The sequence below is a fragment of the Denitromonas halophila genome, from assembly GCF_007625155.1.
In the GTDB taxonomy this organism is placed as follows: domain Bacteria; phylum Pseudomonadota; class Gammaproteobacteria; order Burkholderiales; family Rhodocyclaceae; genus Nitrogeniibacter; species Nitrogeniibacter halophilus.
In genome coordinates this window covers 383969-404263 of the sequence record NZ_VMNK01000015.1, presented here as the reverse complement: position 1 = coordinate 404263, position 20295 = coordinate 383969, and the positions used below count along the sequence as shown (strand labels likewise).

At 61.3% G+C, this 20295-nt stretch carries 24 protein-coding genes and 4 tRNA genes; 9 read left to right on the top strand and 19 right to left on the bottom strand.

Annotation, left to right across the window (positions count from 1 at the left end):
• Positions 1-43 precede the first annotated feature (43 nt).
• The 6 genes from FHP91_RS16295 (at position 44) to FHP91_RS16270 (ending at position 3471) form a co-directional block, all read left to right on the top strand.
• Positions 44-400 carry an ArsC family reductase gene (locus FHP91_RS16295; RefSeq protein ID WP_144310571.1) on the top strand — a complete coding sequence of 119 codons (357 nt, stop codon included), beginning with the start codon at positions 44-46 and terminating at the stop codon, positions 398-400.
• A complete protein-coding gene (gene hslO, locus FHP91_RS16290; protein WP_144310570.1) occupies positions 400-1269 on the top strand; it encodes an Hsp33 family molecular chaperone HslO in 870 nt (289 codons plus the stop codon). Before FHP91_RS16295 ends, hslO begins: the two co-directional genes overlap by 1 nt.
• Before the next feature lie 88 nt (positions 1270-1357).
• Entirely contained in the window at positions 1358-2140 is a 783-nt protein-coding gene (minC, locus tag FHP91_RS16285) for a septum site-determining protein MinC (RefSeq protein ID WP_144310569.1), read from the top strand.
• A 27-nt stretch (positions 2141-2167) separates the two neighbouring features.
• Positions 2168-2983 carry a septum site-determining protein MinD gene (gene minD, locus FHP91_RS16280; RefSeq protein ID WP_144310568.1) on the top strand — a complete coding sequence of 272 codons (816 nt, stop codon included), beginning with the start codon at positions 2168-2170 and terminating at the stop codon, positions 2981-2983.
• A gap of 1 nt (position 2984) precedes the next feature.
• Complete coding sequence (gene minE, locus FHP91_RS16275; RefSeq protein WP_144176597.1) at positions 2985-3245, top strand: cell division topological specificity factor MinE; 261 nt, start codon at positions 2985-2987, stop codon at positions 3243-3245.
• A 141-nt stretch (positions 3246-3386) separates the two neighbouring features.
• Positions 3387-3471: transfer RNA gene (locus FHP91_RS16270), tRNA-Leu, on the top strand.
• 82 nt (positions 3472-3553) lie between these two features.
• Here FHP91_RS16270 and yghU read toward each other — a convergent pair.
• Both yghU and FHP91_RS16260 read right to left on the bottom strand, forming a co-directional pair.
• A complete protein-coding gene (gene yghU / locus FHP91_RS16265) occupies positions 3554-4450 on the bottom strand; it encodes a glutathione-dependent disulfide-bond oxidoreductase (protein WP_391527576.1) in 897 nt (298 codons plus the stop codon).
• 13 nt (positions 4451-4463) lie between these two features.
• On the bottom strand, positions 4464-5117 hold the full coding sequence (locus FHP91_RS16260; protein WP_144310567.1) for a DsbA family oxidoreductase: 654 nt from the start codon (positions 5115-5117) through the stop codon (positions 4464-4466).
• A 264-nt stretch (positions 5118-5381) separates the two neighbouring features.
• Between FHP91_RS16260 and FHP91_RS21360 the strand changes: the two genes are divergently transcribed.
• From FHP91_RS21360 to FHP91_RS16245, 3 genes are all read left to right on the top strand, one after another.
• The gene (locus tag FHP91_RS21360; RefSeq protein ID WP_144310566.1) at positions 5382-5693 is read left to right on the top strand and encodes a DUF5710 domain-containing protein; all 312 of its coding nucleotides are present in this window, start codon (positions 5382-5384) and stop codon (positions 5691-5693) included.
• 17 nt (positions 5694-5710) lie between these two features.
• Positions 5711-6322, top strand: a complete 612-nt coding sequence (locus FHP91_RS16250; protein WP_144310565.1) for a 3'-5' exonuclease — start codon at positions 5711-5713, stop codon at positions 6320-6322.
• 215 nt (positions 6323-6537) lie between these two features.
• Positions 6538-6960, top strand: coding sequence for a DUF1178 family protein (locus tag FHP91_RS16245; protein ID WP_144310564.1), 423 nt, complete (start codon positions 6538-6540; stop codon positions 6958-6960).
• A 7-nt stretch (positions 6961-6967) separates the two neighbouring features.
• Here FHP91_RS16245 and FHP91_RS16240 read toward each other — a convergent pair whose 3' ends face one another.
• The 17 genes from FHP91_RS16240 to FHP91_RS16160 form a co-directional block, all read right to left on the bottom strand.
• Entirely contained in the window at positions 6968-8164 is a 1197-nt protein-coding gene (locus FHP91_RS16240; RefSeq protein ID WP_186301588.1) for an alkaline phosphatase family protein, read from the bottom strand.
• 94 nt (positions 8165-8258) lie between these two features.
• A tRNA-Gly gene (locus tag FHP91_RS16235) sits at positions 8259-8334 on the bottom strand.
• Positions 8335-8344: 10 nt separating this feature from the next.
• Positions 8345-8418 (bottom strand) — tRNA-Cys (locus FHP91_RS16230).
• 81 nt (positions 8419-8499) lie between these two features.
• Positions 8500-8575, bottom strand: a tRNA-Gly gene (locus FHP91_RS16225).
• 48 nt (positions 8576-8623) lie between these two features.
• Positions 8624-9199: a CDP-diacylglycerol--glycerol-3-phosphate 3-phosphatidyltransferase gene (gene pgsA / locus FHP91_RS16220; RefSeq protein WP_144176603.1), complete on the bottom strand. Its 576-nt coding sequence runs from the start codon at positions 9197-9199 to the stop codon at positions 8624-8626.
• 82 nt (positions 9200-9281) lie between these two features.
• Complete coding sequence (gene uvrC / locus FHP91_RS16215; RefSeq protein WP_144310562.1) at positions 9282-11090, bottom strand: excinuclease ABC subunit UvrC; 1809 nt, start codon at positions 11088-11090, stop codon at positions 9282-9284.
• 10 nt (positions 11091-11100) lie between these two features.
• Positions 11101-12138 carry a beta-N-acetylhexosaminidase gene (nagZ, locus tag FHP91_RS16210; protein ID WP_144310712.1) on the bottom strand — a complete coding sequence of 346 codons (1038 nt, stop codon included), beginning with the start codon at positions 12136-12138 and terminating at the stop codon, positions 11101-11103.
• Between the two features lie 5 nt (positions 12139-12143).
• Positions 12144-12527, bottom strand: a complete 384-nt coding sequence (acpS, locus tag FHP91_RS16205; protein ID WP_144310561.1) for a holo-ACP synthase — start codon at positions 12525-12527, stop codon at positions 12144-12146.
• A complete protein-coding gene (locus FHP91_RS16200; protein ID WP_144310560.1) occupies positions 12524-13291 on the bottom strand; it encodes a pyridoxine 5'-phosphate synthase in 768 nt (255 codons plus the stop codon). Before FHP91_RS16200 ends, acpS begins: the two co-directional genes overlap by 4 nt.
• Positions 13288-14010 carry a DNA repair protein RecO gene (gene recO, locus FHP91_RS16195; protein WP_144310559.1) on the bottom strand — a complete coding sequence of 241 codons (723 nt, stop codon included), beginning with the start codon at positions 14008-14010 and terminating at the stop codon, positions 13288-13290. Before recO ends, FHP91_RS16200 begins: the two co-directional genes overlap by 4 nt.
• Positions 14011-14021: 11 nt before the next feature.
• Positions 14022-14930, bottom strand: coding sequence for a GTPase Era (era, locus tag FHP91_RS16190; protein WP_144310558.1), 909 nt, complete (start codon positions 14928-14930; stop codon positions 14022-14024).
• On the bottom strand, positions 14920-15594 hold the full coding sequence (gene rnc / locus FHP91_RS16185; protein ID WP_144310711.1) for a ribonuclease III: 675 nt from the start codon (positions 15592-15594) through the stop codon (positions 14920-14922). The genes era and rnc overlap by 11 nt, the downstream gene beginning before the upstream one ends.
• 10 nt (positions 15595-15604) lie before the next feature.
• Positions 15605-15973 (bottom strand): DUF4845 domain-containing protein, encoded by a 369-nt coding sequence (locus tag FHP91_RS16180; RefSeq protein WP_246116339.1) that lies wholly within the window; start codon positions 15971-15973, stop codon positions 15605-15607.
• Positions 15974-15984: 11 nt separating this feature from the next.
• On the bottom strand, positions 15985-16773 hold the full coding sequence (lepB, locus tag FHP91_RS16175) for a signal peptidase I (protein ID WP_144310556.1): 789 nt from the start codon (positions 16771-16773) through the stop codon (positions 15985-15987).
• A 28-nt stretch (positions 16774-16801) separates the two neighbouring features.
• Positions 16802-18598: a translation elongation factor 4 gene (gene lepA / locus FHP91_RS16170; protein ID WP_144310555.1), complete on the bottom strand. Its 1797-nt coding sequence runs from the start codon at positions 18596-18598 to the stop codon at positions 16802-16804.
• A 49-nt stretch (positions 18599-18647) separates the two neighbouring features.
• Positions 18648-18908, bottom strand: a complete 261-nt coding sequence (locus FHP91_RS16165) for a glutaredoxin family protein (protein WP_144310554.1) — start codon at positions 18906-18908, stop codon at positions 18648-18650.
• Positions 18908-20278 (bottom strand): Do family serine endopeptidase, encoded by a 1371-nt coding sequence (locus FHP91_RS16160; RefSeq protein ID WP_246116338.1) that lies wholly within the window; start codon positions 20276-20278, stop codon positions 18908-18910. Before FHP91_RS16160 ends, FHP91_RS16165 begins: the two co-directional genes overlap by 1 nt.
• Between the last annotated feature and the right edge of the window lie 17 nt (positions 20279-20295).

The following is a 20295-nucleotide window of genomic DNA, read 5'->3' as shown; positions in this document are numbered from 1 at the left end:
GGGGTTTTCTGAGACAATGCCTGCCAACGCACACGACACGAACATGATCCACATCTACGGCATCCGCAGCTGCGACACCATGAAGAAGGCCTTTACCTGGCTCGACAGCCACCACATCGCCTACACCTTCCACGATTACAAACGCGATGGCATCGACGCCGCCACGCTGGCCGACTGGGTCGCCCGCGTGAGTCGCACCCCGCTGGTGAACACCCGCGGCACCACCTGGCGCAAGCTGCCCGACGAAGCCCGCCAGATCGACACCGATGCCGACGCCATCGCACTGATGGCCGCCCACACCAGCCTGATCAAACGCCCCGTGCTCGACACCGGCGATGGTCGCCTGCTGGTGGGCTTCAACGCCGACACCTACGCCACCGAACTCACGGAGCCCCGCTGATGCTGCGCGAAGACAGCCTCGTCCAGCCCTTCTTGTTTGACGATCTGGACATCCGCGGCAGCATCGTCCAGATCAACGACGCCTGGCGCGCCATGACCGCCCAGCGCGGCTACGCCCCGGCCGTGCGCGCCGTGCTCGGCGAGCTGACCGCGGTCACCGCGATCATGTCGGCCAACCTCAAGCAGCCCGGCCGCCTCACCTTTCAGATGCAAGGCCACGGCCCGCTCTCGCTGATGGTGGTCGACTGCACCGAGGCGCTCAATCTGCGCGGCTATGCCAAAACCGACGAAGCCGTCGACAGCAGCGAGCTGGGCGGACTGATTGGCGATGGCCACCTGCAACTGACGCTCGACGTCGCCGGCCTTGATCAACCCTACCAGAGCCTCGTGCCAGTCGAAGGCGATACCGTCGCCGCCGTCTTCGAGCACTATCTGGCGCAATCCGAACAACAACCCGCCGCACTATGGCTGGTGGCCAATGGCGACACCGCCGCCGGCCTGTTTCTGCAAAAGCTGCCCGACGCCGACCAGCGCGACCCCGACGGCTGGGCGCGCGTCACCAGCCTGGCCGCCACGGTCAAACCCGACGAGCTGCGCAACCTGCCCCCCGAAGACGTACTGGCCCGGCTGTTTCACGAAGAAACGGTGCGTGTATTCACCCCGCGCCCGGTGCTTCACCGCTGGCCCGCCGACCCCGAAAAGGTCAAGACCATGCTGCGAGGACTGGGGCGCCAGGAGCTCGAATCGGTGATCGAAACCCAAGGTGTGGTCGAGATTCACGACGACATGTCCAACCACACCTACCGCTTCGACGCCGACGCCATCCACGAACTGTTCGCCGCCCCCGACGCGCCGCCCACCCAACACTGAACCTGCGGACGGAGAGATTCCACCGGAATCTTGCCCCCAGCCGCTACGGCCAGTAAACTCGCAGGATTTGACAGCTCATCGGCCCCGAATGAACCCAGCTTCCGCATCAAACAAACCCATAGAATTCCGGGGCGCAACACTGGGCGTCATGACCGCGCGCCTGCGCGATACCGACCCGATGCGTCTGGCCGACGCCATGCACACCCTGCTCGGCGGCATGCCCGACTTCTTCAACCGTGAAGCGACCATTCTCGATTTTGCCGAGCTGGCCAACACGCCAGAGCGCATCGACTGGCCCGGGATTGCCAGCCTGCTGCGTCGCTACCGCCTGCAACCGGTGGGCGTAAGCAATCTGCCCGAAGCCTTTATTGAAGGCGCACGCAAGATTGGCCTGGCCGTGCTCGATGCCGATAACGCCAGCATCAGCGCGCCCGAGGCGCCGGCATCCGCTGCACCTGCACCGACACCCGCACCGGTGGTCGAAGCACCCGCGGCGGCTGCGCCTGTCGCGGCCGCTGCGGCGACCACGCTCATCATCGACCGCCCGCTGCGCTCCGGCCAGCAGGCCTATGCCCGTGGCGGCGATCTCGTGCTGCTGTGTGGCGTCAGCCACGGCGCGGAGGTCATCGCCGACGGCAGCATTCACTGCTACGGCCCGCTGCGCGGTCGCGCGCTGGCCGGCGCACAGGGCAACACCCGCGCCCGCGTGTTCAGCACCAATTTTGGCCCCGAGCTGGTCTCCATCGCCGGGGTCTATCGCACCTTCGAAAAAGGCATCCCCGAGTCCGTGGCCGGCAAAACCGCCCAGGCCTGGCTCAAGGGCGAAGGCGACAACCCGATTTTGACGATTGCGCCGCTGCAGACTGCATAAGCACGGCACTCACAGGAAGGAAGTATCGTGACTCGAACCATCGTAGTAACGTCCGGCAAGGGCGGCGTCGGCAAGACGACCACCAGCGCAGCGTTCGCCTCGGGCCTGGCCCTGCGCGGATTCAAAACTGCGGTCATCGACTTTGACGTCGGCCTGCGCAACCTCGACCTGATCATGGGCTGCGAACGCCGCGTGGTGTATGACCTGATCAACGTCGTCAACGGCGAGGCCAAGCTGAGTCAGGCGCTGATCAAGGACAAACACTGCGAGAACCTGTTCATCCTGCCGGCCTCACAAACCCGCGACAAGGACGCGCTGACCGAAGAAGGCGTCAAGTCCGTGCTCAAGGAACTCGAGCACATGGGCTTTGACTACGTGGTCTGCGACTCCCCCGCCGGCATCGAGCGCGGCGCCGTGATGGCACTGACCTTCGCCGACGAGGCGATCATTGTCACCAACCCCGAAGTATCCTCGGTGCGCGATTCCGATCGCATCCTCGGCATCCTGCAATCCAAGTCGCAGCGTGCCAAGGACGGCATGGACGCGGTCAAGGAGCATCTCCTGATCACCCGCTATTCGGCCAAGCGCGTCGAAGACGGCGAAATGCTCTCCTACAAGGACGTGCAGGAGCTGCTGCGTGTTGAACTGATCGGCGTCATCCCCGAATCCGAAGCTGTGCTCCACGCCTCCAACCAGGGATCACCGGCCGTGCACCTCAAGGGCACCGACGTGTCCGAGGCCTACCTGGACGTGGTCGCCCGCTTCCTGGGCGAAGAGCGCCCCATGCGCTACACGACCTACGAAAAGCCGGGCCTGATGAAGCGCCTGTTCGGAGGGAAGTGAAATGTCCCTGCTCAGCATGCTGTTTGGCAGCAAACCCAAGACGGCAAATCTGGCCAAAGAACGCCTGCAACTGATCATTGCCCGCGAGCACGGCCCGCGTGACGGGTCACCGGACTTTCTGCCGGATCTCCAGCGTGACCTGATCGCGGTGATTTCGAAGTACGTCAACGTCAACCCGGACGATATCAAGGTCAACCTTGAGCGTCAGGACAACTACGAGGTACTCGAGGTCAACATCGTGCTTCCCGAGAAAGAACACTGATCGCGGCCCACTGAACAAATGCCTTGCTTCGGGGGTCTGACTGGCTTCCCGTGCTCGCCATCAAGAGCAAAACACAAGGCGAAGCGCACGATCTCATAGTCATGGCGGCGCTCTAAGCGCCCAGAGGATCTGCGTTGTTCGGCCCGGGTGATGAAATTGGTAAACATAGCGGACTTAAAATCCGCCGGCGCAAGCCTTACGGGTTCAAGTCCCGTCCCGGGCACCAAAACAAAACGGGCGGGTATCTCCCATCAGAGATACCCGCCCGTTTTTTTCACCGATGCTTCATAACGACCGAGACGATCTGCTCAAGCAGCGCTTTCTCGCGCCAACTTGTCTTCGGTTCTCAATTCGAAATCCGACGCGTCATGACGTTCATGCAACTGATCGGACGGCTCGCCCCAGGTCCGGTTGACCTTGCGACCGCGCTGGACCGCGGCACGCGCCAGAATCTCTTCGGCCCAGCGACGCAAGTTCTTGTAGCGCTCGACCTGCAAAAACTCACCCGCGCCATAAGCTTCACCGAGCACAAGGTTGCCATACCACGGCCATGTCGCGATGTCGGCGATGGTGTATTCACGGCCCCCCAGATACCGGTGCTCGGCCAGTTCGCGGTCAAGCACGTCCATCTGACGCTTCACCTCCATGGTGAAACGATTGATCGGGTATTCGAACTTTTCGGGTGCGTACGCGTAAAAATGGCCAAAACCGCCGCCCAAATAGGGGGCTGAGCCTTGCAGCCAGAAAAGCCAGTTGAGCACCTCGGTGCGCGCTGCCGGGTCTTTGGGAAGGAATCGCCCGAACTTTTCGGCCAGATAGAGCAGGATCGCACCACTTTCAAAAACGCGGCGCCCCGCTTCCGCATCAAACAGCGCGGGAATTTTTGAATTCGGATTCACTTCAACAAAGCCTGTCGAAAACTGATCCCCCTGGCTGATCCGGATCAGATGGGCGTCATATTCCGCGCCGCGCTCACCAACTGCCAACAGCTCTTCGAGCAAGATGGTGACCTTCTGACCATTGGGCGTGCCCATTGAATATAGCTGCAGGGGATGCTTCCCGCGTGGCAAGGTGGCTTCACGCGTGGGGCCGGCGATAGGTCGGTTGATCTTTGCCCATTCACCGCCGTTCTCGGCATCCCAGGTCCAGACTTTTGGCGGGGCATACGGCTTCATGTCAGACATGGTTCTCAATTCCTCATTCATGTTGAGCGCGTGCTCAGTCCTGCATCTGGGCCAATTGTTCCAGAATGCGCGTGTAGTTTTCCACCCCTTGCGCACCACTCACCAGATAGCGATGCTTGAATATCATCGCCGGCACGCTGCGAACCCCTTGCTTCAACCAGCGGCTCTCAGCATCGCGCACGTCGCCAGCAAAACGCTGATCCGCCAGTACGGCAAGCGCCTCAGCGCGTTCAAGCCCCGTCTCGCCGGCCACATCGGCCAGCACGGCCTTGTCTGACAGGTTTCGGCGATCCGTAAAATGTGCATCAAAGAACGCCAGCTTCAGTGCATGCATACGACCGTGCTGATCGGCCCAATGAAGGAGCTGGTGCACGTTGAAGGTATTGTGCATGCGCATGTCGTCCGAAAAACGGAACGCGAACCCGAGCTCGGCGCCGATGTCGGTCATCCTGACGCGACTTTCTGCCGACGCCTCTGGTGTCGTACCGTATTTTTCAGCCACATGCTCCCGCAGGTTCTGGCCTTCGGCCGGCATGTCGGGGTTCAGCTCGAACGGATGCCAGCGTATTTCGCCTGCGGTTCCCGTCGCCACCAGCGCCTGCTGCAGCTGTCGGTAACCAATGAGACACCACGGGCACATCACGTCGGAGACGATATCGATGTGAAGACTTTGGACCGGCTCAGTCATGCTGCCCCTCTTTCGATTGATCAATGATCATTTGCTGTTTAGATCGAGCGGTTTAAATATACACAATGTGAACCGACTGATCAAAACGCGATGAAAAACGGGCCGTCTGTCATGCCACGGAGCCGATGCGGCAAGGACACCAGCCAGAATGCACTGGGGGGATACCCGGCACACATCGATTTACCAGCGTACGGCGCTGGGGCATGAGTCAGAACGCTGACGCAACATATAATGCCTGCCTCGACGCCTTGACCTGGAAGCACGATGAGATTGAATTTGAAAGTCCCCTTCGCAGAAAAGGATGAGGCAAAAAAGCTTGGCGCACGCTGGGATGCCGCACGCAAGATCTGGTACGTCGAAGGCAAGGACGACGTCACGGCCTTCTCGAGGTGGTCACCTACGCCCCATGATGCATCCACCAGCGCCACCCCCGCGCCAAAGCGCGCCCCGTCAAAAGCCCAAAGCACGTCGAGCGGCGTTCAGATCGGCAGCCGCTATGTTGAATCTCCCCGTATCTGCGATTGCGCCCCTTGGGATGTTTGCGACATCTGTCGGGCCACCGCCCTGTCCAGCTAGGCCAAGGAAGCATGATCATGGAAACAGTGGCGGTCATCGACTTTGAAACAACAGGGCTGTCGCCCGGCCAGGGCGATCGCGCCACCGAGATTGCGGCGGTCATTCTCAAAGACGGCGAAATTATTGGGCGCTACCAGAGCCTGATGAACACGGGCGCCTGGGTGCCCGCCTTCATCGAATCGCTGACCGGCATTACTAACGAGATGCTTCGCAGCGCGCCGCCGGCATCCTTGGTCATGCAGGAGGTGGCCGACTTCGTGGGGGATTACCCCTTGGTCGCTCACAACGCTTCGTTCGACAGCAAATTCTGGGATGCGGAGATGGCTCGCATCGATCGGACCCGACGGCAGGAATTCGTCTGCTCGCTGCTGCTGTCACGGCGGATCTTCCCTAAAGCGCCAAGTCACAAACTCAGCGCCTTGATCGAGTATGCCAATCTGCCGGTGGCAGGACGGTATCACCGCGCCTTGGCCGATGCGGAAATGGCCGCCAGCCTTTTGCAGCGCCTGGCGCACGAGTTGCGTGAGCAGCACAAGGTCAACACCGTTTCGGTCGACCTGCTCAGCCGGATTCAGCGTGCGCCCAAGTCGCAACTGACAAAATGTATTGCCCACGCGCGGGCCGTGTGACGCCCTGCAATCGCCCAGGTGAGATACTGGACGGCACACTCAAACCGACCGTGCATCCACTGCACCCGACGCTTTCGTTCAGGGCGTGACTTCTGAGTGTAGAGAAAGACTCAGAGACCTTGGCGCCGGCGATCCAAAGGCAGGACGCCGACAACGCCCCACAAGATGACCTTCATCGCCCGGTTCGCGCCACCACACCAGCCAGAGAATAACTCGTGATCGTCCTCAATCTACGCTGCAGTAACGGCCATGGCTTTGAAGGCTGGTTTGGCTCATCGGATGCTTTTGAGGCGCAACGTGCGGCGGGCCAGATCAACTGCCCGGTCTGCGCCAGCGCCGACATCCGCCGCCTCCCCAGCGCGCCTTACGTGCAAACCGGCGCCCCGTCGCCCAAGGGCGGCGACACGCCAGCGCGCATCGACGACACTGCGGCACGCGCCGTTGCCGGTTTGCGCCAGCTCGCACAAAAAGCCGAGGACGTCGGCAAGGCCTTCCCGGCGGAAGTGCGCCGCATTCATCAAGGCGACGCGCCGGATCGAAGTATTCGCGGACAGGCATCCATTGAAGAGGTGGCCGAACTCCTTGATGAAGGCATCGGCGTGCTGCCGATTCCCGTCCCCAAAGAAGACCTTCACTAACGCGTTTTCAGCAGGGAATCGCCACCAGCGGAATCAGCATTTCGGCAGCCGAGATCCCGGCGTGTACGCCGAGCATCGGGAAACGCCGTTCATTCGGTAACCAGTCGTAGAGTGTCCAGTTGTCGCGGCCGATCAGGGCAAAATCGCCGACTCGTTCCGCCAGTCGCCGCGAGGGCTTTGCCGTCGGGCCGAACACACCGGAATCGATCAGGCGCGGGCCTGGCACGACATGAAAACGATCGCCCAACTGGCTAATCGCCTCAAGCTCGAACTGCGCTCGATGCGCTTTTTTCACGCGACAGTAGGCGACCCGTCGCTCACCCCACAGCGGACCGTCCAGATAGGATTGCAGTTGGCCTTCCGCGGCGATATCGCATTGTCGCTCGGGCGGAGAGTCGATGAATCCATGATCTGCGGTCACCAGCAGTAGCGCCCCGCTGCCGGCAAGTTGGGCACTCACCCGCGCGACCATGGCATCCAGCGCTTCAAAGTGCGCATCGCACTCAAGCGAGGCAATCCCGAACTGGTGCGCCAGGGCATCGTAGTCGGCGTGATAGGCGTAGACAAAGCCGTCGAGACTGCCTAGATCGCGCACCGACTGAACAAGCTGCGACTCCAGCTCAGGCAAATCCTGATACGCGTATCGCCGCGCCACGCCGCGCGAGTGACGCAGATTGAAGGGTGAGCCCAGAATCGATTCTGGTCCGACCATCACGCTCCGCGTATCGAGGCGCTGAAACAGGCTGTGGTAGGGAAACAGGCGCGGCATGCGCCACCAACCGGTCATTGGCGCCCGATCTCGACGCACCATCGGCAAGGGCGCGAGCACGCCACCAAACCGGTCGTCGCGGATATACCACCCGGTGAGCCCATGCTCGGCGGGCGCGATACCGGTCAAGGTCGTAGTGATTGCGCTGGCGGTGGTAGGCGGAAAAACACTGGTCAGCGTGCGGGCTTGATGTTGCGCGAGAAAACTGCCCGCACCGCGCGTGGCCAGATCGTGCGCGCCGAGACCATCGATCACCAACAAGACCACAACGCGCGCGGCGTTCAGCGGCAAGGTGTCCGGATTGCGCAAGCCAGGCGTCTCGACCCGGGTATCGCCAAAACACTGGCGTATCGAGGCCATCAGATTCAGCAGGCCGCCCCCTCGGTAATCCGGGGCCACCGTCTCTGGCAAATCAAGAAATCGGGGGTAGGTCATTTCAGCCATCCGGCGAACACATGCCCATGATAGCGTCGCCGGGAGCCAGCGGAAAAACAGAAGGGGAAGCCGTCTGGCTTCCCCTTCGTGTTTTTGGAGCGGGAAACGAGGCTCGAACTCGCGACCTCAACCTTGGCAAGGTTGCGCTCTACCAACTGAGCTATTCCCGCAATACTTTCCTGGAGGCGCGGGGCGGAGTCGAACCGCCCTGGAGGGATTTGCAGTCCCCTGCATAACCGCTTTGCTACCGCGCCACTGACCGACTGCCAGGTCGGTCATTCACCGTCCGATTTCTCGGGAGTGAAAAGGGGAAAGCGGTGCTTTCCCCAGAATACTGGAGCGGGAAACGAGGCTCGAACTCGCGACCTCAACCTTGGCAAGGTTGCGCTCTACCAACTGAGCTATTCCCGCAAAACAGACCGCCATTATAGGCAGCCATTTTCTTCTGTCAAGGCGTTTTCAGCCTTTTTCACTGTCCCGCAACATGGGCATGGCTCGGTGCAAATAATAGCCCATGGACCACAGGGTCAGCACCGCCGCAATGTAGATCAAAATGGTCCCGACCCACTGCGATTGCACTGAAAGCAGCGGCGCATTATACAGAAGCAACGGGATCGCAACCATCTGTGCTGCGGTTTTTAATTTGCCGACAAAAGCGACCGCCACACTGGCGGAACGCCCCACTCGCGCCATCCATTCCCGCAGTGCGGAAATGGTGATCTCGCGGCCGATGATGATTACCGCAATCGTCGCGTCGGCACGCCCCAACTGAACCAGCATGATCAGCGCCGCCGCCACCATCAGCTTGTCGGCGACCGGATCGAGAAACGCGCCAAAAGCCGAGGTTTGACCAAGGCTGCGCGCCAGATAGCCGTCAAACCAGTCGGTGATTGCGGCCACGCCGAATACCAGCGTCGCTGCAAGATTCCGCTCCGGCAGCGTCATCATGCCGTCGGGCAAATAATAGACGCCGACAAACACCGGAATCATGATGATCCGGGCCCAGGTCAGCGTATTGGGAATATTCAATGGCATGAGTCAGTGGATGTCATTGCCTCGCCGATCGAAACCGACCGTGAGTACAGGCGCGAAGTGTAGCCGCTGGCGGCGCAGCTTGTCACGATTCACCGCCTGTGAGCTCGCCATGGATCAATTCGGCGAGCGTCCGGCTGATGCCTTCGACCCGGCACAGATCGTCCACCGTCGCGCTGCGCACGCCATCCAGACCGCCAAAAGTGGCGAGCAACGCGCGCCGCCGCGTCGGCCCCACACCGGCGATGCGCTCTAGTTTGGAGCCGATGCGCGCCTTGCCACGCTTGGCGCGGTGACCCGTGATGGCAAAGCGATGCGCCTCGTCGCGGATCTCCTGCACCAGATGCAGCGCGGCCGATTCGGGCGACAAATGCATGGGCGGTCGGCCATCGCCGAAGATGAGCGACTCCAGCCCCGGCTTGCGTCCCTCCCCCTTGGCCACCCCAACCGCCGGCAAGGCCGCCAGTCCAAGCTCGGCAAACACTTCAAGCGCCATCGACAGCTGGCCGCGGCCACCATCGATCAACACCAGATCAGGCAACACGCCGTCGCCGCTGGCGACTTTCTCGTAGCGTCGCGACAGCACCTGGCGCATGGCGGCGTAGTCGTCGCCCGGCGTGATATCGGTGATGTTGTAACGCCGATATTCGCCGCGTTTCATCGCACCGCCCTCGCACACCACGCAGGAAGCAACAGTGGCCTCACCCATCGTATGGCTGATGTCAAAGCATTCGATACGCGCGGGCGGCTCAGTCAGGCCAAGCGCCTGCTGCAAAGCCTCAAGCCGGGAGGCGCTGCGGTCGGACATCGCCAGCCGCGCCTGGATGGCGAGCGTGGCGTTGCGCTCGGCCATTTCCACCCAGCCTTTTTCCATCGGCCGACGCGGCGCAGTCACGACCGCCTGTTTGCCCAGGCTCTCCAGCACCGTCCTGACGAGCGCGGCGTCGATCGACGCCACGATCTTGCCAGGCAACGGCAGCATCGCGTAGTGCTGCTCAATAAAGGCGAGCAGCACATCCTGCGTGGAACATTCGCCATCGACCACCGGAAACTGCGGCCGGTCCCCCAAGTGACGCCCCCCACGAATCATTGCCAGATTGACGCACACCAGCCCCTCGGACTGGACCGCGCACAGTACGTCCACGTCTTCTTCCTTGCCGCTATCGACGTACTGCCGGTGCAGCACTTGCTGGAGCGCACGGATCTGGTCACGCAGCGCCGCGGCCTCCTCGAAAGCCATACGCTCGGCCGCGGCCGCCATGCTGTCGGTCAGGCCGTTGATGACTTCGGAGGTGCGCCCTTCGAGAAACAGCGTGGCCAGCCGCACATCGGCGGCGTAGTCCTGCTCGGAGATCAGCCCAACACAGGGCGCCGTGCAGCGCTGGATCTGATGCAACAAACAAGGACGCGAGCGATGATCGAACACGCCGTTTTCGCAGGTGCGCAGCTTGAAGACTTTTTGCAGCAAATGAATGCTGTCGCGCACCGACACGCTTCCCGGGAAGGGGCCAAAGTAGCGCGCGCCCTTGGTGAAGCCGCCGCGATGGAAGGCCAGTCGCGGAAAGCCATGCGCCGTGAGCGTGATGTAGGGGTAGGACTTGTCGTCCCGAAACAAGATGTTGTAGCGCGGTGCCAGCGACTTGATGAGGTTGTTTTCGAGGATCAACGCCTCGGCTTCGGAGCGTGTCGCGGTGATTTCCACCTGCACGATCTGCGCCACCATCATGGCGATCCGCGGGCTGGACACCTGGCTTCGGAAGTAGGACGACAGCCGCTTTTTGAGATTCTTGGCCTTGCCGACATACAGCACCTGCCCTCCCTCGCCGATCATCCGGTAAACCCCGGGGTCGGACGGCGCGTTGCGCAGGAAGCGCTGGGGGTCGAAGCCTGTCACGTGGTCTTGCTCAGGCGCGCCGGGTGCGCTCAGCCAAGGCCGCCAGCTGCGCTTTGGCCTGGTTATAGGCTGCGCTGCCTGGGCAGACGCTGTCAGCGCAGGGACGCGCGTGCAAGGCGCAAAGGCGTTCCGATAGTGTTGGCGGCACTTCGGGCTGCCAACGCGACAGCAAGGTGTCGGCCAGGTCCGGCCGGTTGCATACCAGCACCATGTCGCAACCCGCGACACACGCGGCCTCGGCACGTGCAACGATATCGCCCGCTTCGGTGGCCGCTTCCATGGTCAGGTCGTCGCTGAAAATCACGCCCGAAAAACCGAGTTGGCCGCGCAGCACGGTCTGCAGCCAGAACGGTGAAAAGCCCGCCGGCCGAGGATCGACCGCCGAGTAGATGACATGTGCCGGCATGACACCGGCCAATCGTGACGCCAGCGTATGAAACGGGCGCATGTCCTGCGCACAGATGGCATCGAAATCGCGCGCATCGCGCGGCATGTCGACATGCGAATCGGCCTCGACAAAGCCGTGACCGGGGAAGTGCTTGCCCACACACCCCATGCCGGCGTCGGCCATGCCGTCGATCAGCGCGGTTGCGAGCGCGATGGTGGCGTCCGGGTCGCGATGAAACGCGCGATCATCGATCACGCGGCTCACGCCGTAGTCGAGATCAAGCACCGGGGTATAGCTCAGGTCCACGCCATGCGCAATCAGCTCGCTGGCCAACACCCGGCCGGCGTCGCGGGCCAGCTGGCAGCCGGCCACCGGGTCATCCGACCAGGCCTTGCCCAGCACGCCCATCGCGGGCACGGCGCTGAAGCCTTCTCGAAAGCGCTGCACCCGCCCACCTTCATGATCGACCGTGATCAACAAGGCCGGAAGGCGCAGCGTGCGAATGTCAGCGGTGAGCGCCGCCAGTTGCGCGGGATTGTCGTAGTTACGGGCAAACAGGATCACCCCGCCAACCAACGGATGGCACAGGCGCGTGCGCTCGTCATCAGTGAGGGCATGGCCGGCGACGTCGAGCATCACCGGTCCGAGGGGCAGCGTCATCGCCATCAGGCGGCATCCTTTTCAATCACCGCAAAGGCGACCACATAGTCGAGCTCGTCGCTCAGGCTGACATGCGTACGCAGGCCGTCGCGAGCAACAATCTCGGCCATCTGGCCATGAAAAATGTAATGCGGTTTGCCCAGCGCGTCGCGAGAGATCGCCACTGAATGCAAGGTGGCCGGCACCGCAACACCGGTGCCATAGGCTTTGCCGAAGGCTTCCTTGGCGGCAAAACGCTTGGCCAGCAGGCGCTCGGGCTGCGGGGCGTCGTGGTAGGCCTGACGCTCGCCTGGCGCCAGAATGCGGTAGGCGAAACGATCGCCGTGCCGCGCCAGCGCCTGGCGGATACGCGTGACGCTGACCATATCGGTGCCGATGCCGTGGATCATGCCCCGCCTGACTCGCCTTGTCGGGCGGCTTCGCGCATCAGGCGCTTCATTTCACGCACCGCTTCACGCAGACCCGAAAACACGGCCCGGGAAACAATGGCGTGGCCGATGTGCAATTCACGAATGCCTGCGAGGCGCGCAACGGGCTGAACGTTGTAATAGTTAAGCGCATGGCCAGCGTTGAAGCGCATGCCGGCCGCACGGATCATCTCACCGGCGCGACGGATCTTGTTGATCTCGGCGATCACGGCGGGGCTTTCGGCATCGCGCCCGGCGCGATGGAAAGCCGCGGCATACGGCCCGGTGTGAATTTCGCAAACGCGGGCACCGATGCGCGCCGCGGCGTCAACCTGCGCCGGATCGGCATCGATGAACACGCTCACCGAGATGCCCACATCGGAGAGCCTGCCGACCGACGCACGCAAGGCCGCCTCTTGCGACACGATGTCGAGCCCGCCCTCGGTGGTGACTTCCTGCCGCCCCTCGGGCACGAACATCGCCATCTCGGGTTTGAGCGTGGCAGCAATGCCGACCATCTCGTCGGTGGCCGCCATTTCGAGGTTGAGTTTGACCTGGGTGAGATCACGCAGCTTGCGCACATCGTCGTCGTTGATATGCCGTCGATCTTCACGAAGATGCACGGTGATCCCGTCGGCCCCGCCCAGATGCGCCTCAACAGCCGCCCAGACCGGGTCCGGCTCCCAAGTGCGCCGTGCCTGCCGCAAGGTGGCGACATGATCGATGTTTACGCCCAATTCAATCACAGTGCTTGCAACTCCTTGAACATCCGGCGCGAGTGCAGTGGCTGAGCGCCGAGGTGGTGCTGGATCAGGTGGCGCAGCAAGGCCTTGCTCTGCACCAGTGTTTTCGGGTCATCGAAGCGGCCGGCGGCCATGTCGAGCAGGGTCTGACCCGTGACCATCGGCAAGCCATCCTCGGGCGATACGTCTCTCACCGGGCCGCGATCAATTATATAACCGTAGTGCGCGTCGGCCTCGATGGGCGATTCGGTCTCGGCGTCATGTTCCAGCGGAACGCCATAGCCAAGCTCGGAGAGCAGCGTCAGTTCAAACGCACGCAGCACCGGCTCGAAGCGTGTTTCGCCCGGCAGGCGTTGAATCAAGGCAGCGTAGTGTGCGTAGAGTTCGGCATGCGCATCTTCGCGCGGCAGCAGTTTGACGAGCAATTCGTTGAGGTAGTAGCCGCACAGCAGCTCCTTTCCGGAGAGCAAGGGCTGGCCGCCCAACCACTCGGCACGTATCAGCGTCTTCACCTCGCCACCGCCCGACCAGTCCAGCAACAAGGGCTGGTAGGCCATCAGCACGCCGCGCAGCGCAGACATCGGACGCCGCGCGCCCTTGGCGACCAGGGCCATGCGGCCGTAGTCGCGGCTAAACACCTCGACGATCAGGCTGGTTTCCCGATACGGGTGGGTGTGCAGGACAAAACCGGGTTGTTGATCGACGCGCTGCTTCTGGCCCACGACGCGCTCACTCAGTCGTAGCCGAGGCTCTTGAGTGCGCGCTCGTCGTCGGCCCAGCCGGACTTCACCTTGACCCAGACTTCGAGGTAGATCTTGGCGCCAAACAATTCTTCCATGGCCTTGCGCGCTTCGGTCGAAATGCGCTTGAGGTGCTCGCCGCCTTTGCCGATGACGATGCCCTTGTGTCCCGGCTTGTCGACGATGATGGCGGCATTGATACGGCGCAAGCCGCCGTCAGCCTCGAAACGCTCGATCTCGACCGTCATGCCGTAGGGGAGCTCGTCGCCAAGCAACCGGAAAAGCTTCTCGCGCAGAAATTCAGCGGCAAGAAAGCGCTCGCTACGATCGGTGACATCATCCGGCCCGAACATCGGCGGACCTTCGGGTAGATAGGTGCGCGACACCTTCAGCAAGGCGTCGACGTTCTTGCCGCGCTCGGCCGACAAAGGCACGACCTCGGCGAACGGGAAAGCCCCACGGATACGCTCGATAAACGGCAGCAGGCTGGACTTGTCAGCCAGCGTATCGACTTTATTGATTACCAGAACCACTTTGGCGTCGCGCGGCAGCAAGGCCACGACTTGCTCGTCTTCGGGGCCGAACTTGCCCGCCTCGATGACCAGATACACCAGGTCCACATCGGCGAGCGACTGGGTCACCGTGCGATTCATGGTGCGATTCAGCGCATTCTGGTGACGAGTCTGGAATCCCGGCGTGTCGACAAAAACAAACTGCGCCGTATCGTCGGTGAGAATGCCTGACACCCGGTGTCGCGTGGTCTGCGCTTTGCTCGAGACAATGCTGACCTTCAGGCCGATCAACCGGTTCATCAGCGTCGACTTGCCCACATTGGGTCGGCCAACGATTGCGATGAAACCCGTATGGAAGGCCGTGCCGTCCGGAGTGTGATTATCCTGCATGTTTTTCCAAGGTTTCCATGGCAAGCAGCGCCGCTTGCTGTTCCGCCGCACGCCGGCTTGAACCGAGGCCCCGTGTTTGCAGGCCGCCATCGATGGTGCATTCGACATCAAATTGCTGCGCATGCGCCTCGCCGAGCGTTTCGACCAAGCGGTATTTCGGCAACTGTTTCCGGCGCGCCTGCAGCCATTCCTGAAGCCGGGTTTTCGGATCTTTCAGGCTGGTATTCGGATCCAGACTCGCCAGATGGGATTTGAACAGGTAGTCGATCACGGTTTTGGCCGCGTCAAACCCACCATCAAGATAGACCGCCGCGAACAAGGCTTCCAGTGCGTCAGAAAGAATCGACGGGCGCTCGGCGCCACCGCTCTTCTGCTCCCCCTCTCCCAAACGCAACACCGTGCCAAGTTCAAGGCTGGCGGCAATACCGTGCAGCGCATCCTGACACACCAACTGCGCCCGCAGGCGCGACAAATCGCCCTCGCGCAGGTCAGGGAATCGCGAGAACAGCGCCAGCGCAACCACATGATTGACTACGCTGTCGCCGAGAAATTCCAGCCGTTCATTGTTCGGCTGACCGTAACTGCGGTGGGTCAGTGCCTGACGCAGCCAGGAGGCATCCTTGAAACGGTAATCGAGCCGTTCTTGAAGTGTGTCGAAAGTCACCTGACCACCATCAGGAACCACCGCGCAGCACACCGGTATCGAAGTCGATGAGCAAACTCACGTTGCCGGCGATGGGCACCTTGCGCGAATAGGTCACTGACATTTCGAATTTGTTGCCACGCTTGACGATCACCAAATCGCGACCCGAAACGTGTTTAACCTCATCGATATAGGCCCGCTTCTCAAAATCGGCGCGCAACTGACTCACTGGAACTTCCGGCGAAGGGCTGGAGTTGATGATCGCATTCATGACCCGCTTCACCGCCATGTACTCAGTGACCACGGGCACCGTACGCATCCCGATCAGAAAGATAAACCCGAGGATGGCGCCGACGATCAGCACACCAATCAGGGACAGGCCCGTTTGCTTGTTCTTCATTCGATTGCCCTTCAGTGGAAAAAGCCGATACGGCTCGGCTCATTGAAGTTGAACCAGATCATGAACGCCTTGCCGACAATGTTCTGCTCTGGCACAAACCCCCAGAACCGACTGTCGCTACTGTCGTCCCGGTTGTCGCCCATGACAAAGTAATGTCCCTGCGGCACCGTGCAACGCACGCCGTTGTTAGTATAGGTGCAGTTCTCACGTTGCGGGAACTGCTTGGGTTGCGGCACATAGGCCGGCTTGTCGGCATCATTGAGGAAGGCGTGCGCCACATCACCCAGCTTCTCACTGAATTGCGCGCTGGCATAGAGGCGGTCGAGATGAACATACTCGCCCTCTGACGCCACTTCGAGTGGCTCGCCGTTGATCGTCAGGCGTTTGTCAAAATACGCGACGGTATCGCCCGGCAGCCCGACGACCCGCTTGATGTAGTCGAGCGAAGGGTTTTCCGGATACCGGAAGACCATGACATCGCCCCGCGCCGGCGCATTCATTTCCACAACTTTCTTGTTGATCACCGGCAGACGAATGCCGTAGGTGTACTTGTTGACCAGTATGAAATCACCCACCAGCAAGGTCGGAATCATGGATCCCGACGGAATCTTGAAGGGCTCGACCAAAAAAGAGCGCAAGAAAAAGACCGCGAGAATGACAGGAAAAAAGCTGGCGCCATATTCGACCCACCACGGTTCGCTCGCACCGGGGGCACGCAGCTTGCGCGCGTAAAGCTTGTCAATCAGCCACAGTACGCCGGTTGCAACCAGCAGCAGGAAAAGGATCAGGGCAAAATTCACATCAACTCCGGATTGCGTCCCAGGGAGGTTACTTGCTGTCGTCGGTACGTAGTACCGCCAGGAAGGCTTCTTGCGGAATCTCGACCGCACCGACCTGCTTCATCCGGCGCTTGCCGGCCTTCTGCTTTTCGAGCAGCTTGCGCTTGCGGGAAATGTCTCCGCCGTAACACTTCGCGAGCACGTTTTTGCGCAAGGCCTTGATGTTCTCCCGCGACACGATGGTCGACCCGATCGCCGCCTGCACCGCCACGTCAAACATCTGGCGCGGAATGATGCCGCGCAACTTGGCTGCCAACTCGCGGCCGCGGTAATGTGCATTGGCACGGTGGACAATCACCGACAGCGCGTCGACCTTTTCACCGTTGACCAGCATGTCGAGTTTGACCAGATCGGCCGCCTGGTAGCAATGCAATTCATAGTCCAGCGAGGCATAGCCCCGTGACACGGACTTGAGCCGGTCGAAGAAGTCCATGACCACTTCATTCATCGGAATGTCGTACACCAGTTGCACCTGTCGGCCGTGGTAACGCATATCCACCTGCGAACCGCGCTTTTGAGTACACAGCGTGATCACTACCCCAACATATTCCTGCGGCAAATAAATGGTCGCGCGAATGATCGGCTCCCGGATCTCGTCCATTTTGGACGGATCGGGCAATTTGGCAGGGTTTTCGACCTTCATCACCGAGCCGTCTTTCATCAGCACTTCGTACACCACGGTCGGTGCTGTGGTGATCAGATCGATGTCGAACTCGCGCTCAAGCCGCTCCTGCACGATGTCCATGTGCAGCAGCCCCAAAAAGCCGCAGCGAAAACCGAAACCCAGCGCCTGGGACACTTCCGGCTCGAAGCGCAGCGCCGCATCGTTGAGCTGCAGCTTTTCGAGCGATTCACGCAATTGCTCGTACTCGTTGGATTCAACCGGATACAAGCCGGCGAACACCTGCGATTTGATTTCCTTGAAGCCCGGCAAGGGCTTGTCGGCCGGGCGAGTCGCCAAGGTGACCGTATCGCCAACCTTGGCGTCGGAAATCACCTTGATACCACTGATCACAAAACCCACTTCACCCGCCGACAACGTTTCACGCACCAACGATTTCGGCGTGAATACCCCAACCTGGTCGACCGGGTACTCCGCGCCATTGGCCATCAAGCGCATACGATCCTTGGCCTTGATGCATCCATCGATCACCCGAACCAGGATCACCACACCCACATAGCTGTCGAACCACGAGTCGATGATCAGCGCTTTCAGCGGCGCCGCCGGATCACCCACCGGTGGCGGCACACGCCGCACCACGGTCTCGAGAATGTCATCGATACCCAAGCCTGTCTTGGCCGAACACAGCGTCGCTTCGGAGGCATCGACACCGATCACATCCTCGATCTCGGCACGCACACGCTCGGGGTCAGCAGCGGGCAGGTCCACCTTGTTGAGCACCGGAATGACTTCCAGATTCTGCTCGATCGCCGTATAGCAGTTGGCCACGGTCTGCGCTTCCACGCCTTGCGAGGCATCGACCACCAACAGCGCGCCTTCGCAAGCCTGCAAAGAACGTGACACCTCGTAGCTGAAGTCCACATGCCCCGGAGTGTCAATCAGGTTGAACTGATAGACCTGCCCGTCCTTGGCTGTGTAGAGCAAGGACGCGGTCTGCGCCTTGATGGTGATGCCACGCTCTCGCTCCAGATCCATCGAATCGAGCACCTGGGCGTCCATCTCCCGGTCAGCCAGGCCGCCGCAGCGGTGGATCAAGCGATCCGCCAACGTCGACTTACCGTGGTCAATGTGGGCAATGATGGAGAAATTACGTATGTGGCGCATATTCACAACAAAAAAGGTGCCTTGCGGCACCCTCGTTTCCCGGGCGTAGTCAATCGGCGGATTCTATCGGAAATCGGGCCAAATAGGCACGCAGCGCCGCCTCGTCAAGATGGTAGTGGCACAGTTCCTGACCATCAATCGCCAACAATACCGGCACCAGCTCACCCCAGCGCGCCTCCAGCGCTGGATCGCTATCCACATCGACGACTTCGATCTCCGCGCCCGCCGCATCGGTCAATGACTTGGCCGCCGCCAACATCTCGTCGCACAGATGACACCAGCTGCGGCTGAGCAATCGCAACGTGCCCATCAACGCGACTCAATCGCCACGAAACTCCGGCCGGCACCCCGCTGCAGCAAGACGGTTAGCGCCTCCTGCGGCCCAAGGCGGTTCAAGACGGCATCGAGATCATCGATTTTCTTGAGCGGCGTTTGCTTGCCAGCAATCACCGAGGCCACCAGCAAATCCCCCTCGCGCAGACGGGCGCGTGCCGCCGGCCCTTGTGCCTTCCGAACTTCAAGCCCCCACTGCGCACCAACGGTCTTTAGTCGTGCGCCATTGGGCTCGGACACGGTCAGCCCGCGTCGGGCCAGATCATTCAGTTTCGGCGGATTGTGCCGCTGAGGCGATGACGCGCGCTCAGCGCTTGGCCAATGACCCAGCGTGACGGTCAGCGTGTGGCGGGCCCCATCTCGAATCACCTCCATCGGCACATCACGACCCGGCGCCAGGCGCGCCACAATGCGTGGCAAATCGTCTGAGCGCCGAACGAGCGTCTCGCCGAAACGAGCGATCACATCACCCACCATCACCCCGGCGCGCAACGCTGGGCTATCGGGCTCGACCATCCCGACCAGGGCACCGTCCAACGACGGCAGCGCGAAGGCGCTCGCCAATGCCGGCGTCACTTCCTGAATGCCCACCCCAATCCGACCCCGCGCCACCTTGCCCGTACTTCTGAGCTGAGACTGGATGTCCATGGCAACGTCAATCGGGATCGCGAAGGACACACCCATGAAGCCACCGGTGCGGCTATAGATCTGGGAATTAATCCCCACCACTTCCCCCGCCAGATTGAACAGCGGCCCGCCAGAGTTGCCGGGATTGATCGCCACATCGGTCTGGATAAAGGGCACGAAGCTCTCTTCGGGAAACACACGCCCCTTCGCACTGACAATCCCAGCGGTCACACTGTTCTCAAAGCCGAACGGCGACCCGATCGCCACCACCCATTCACCGACCGCCAGGCCATCTGGCGCCCCCATCCGAACCGCAGGCAGCCCACTACCATCGATCTTCAACAAGGCGATATCCGCACGCTTGTCCGACCCGATCAGCGTGGCCGAATACACCCGACGGTCGAGCAGCCGCACCTGAATCGTCTGCGCATTAGCCACCACATGCGCGTTCGTCAGAATGTAGCCATCATCAGAAATGAAGAAGCCCGAACCCTGAGACTGCTCAAGCTCTTCCGGCTGTGGCTCAGGTGCCTCCGGCAACAGGCGTCGCAGAAAATCGGGCACATGCGGATTTTCCGACATCTCGGAATGGACCGGCTTGACGCTGGATTCAAGCTGGGAAATGCTGATATTGACCACGGACGGACCGTGCTCGCGCACCAGCGCGCGAAAATCTGGCAGAACATCGGCCACCGACACACCGACGGCAAACAGGCACAAGGCCGCCGCCATCACAT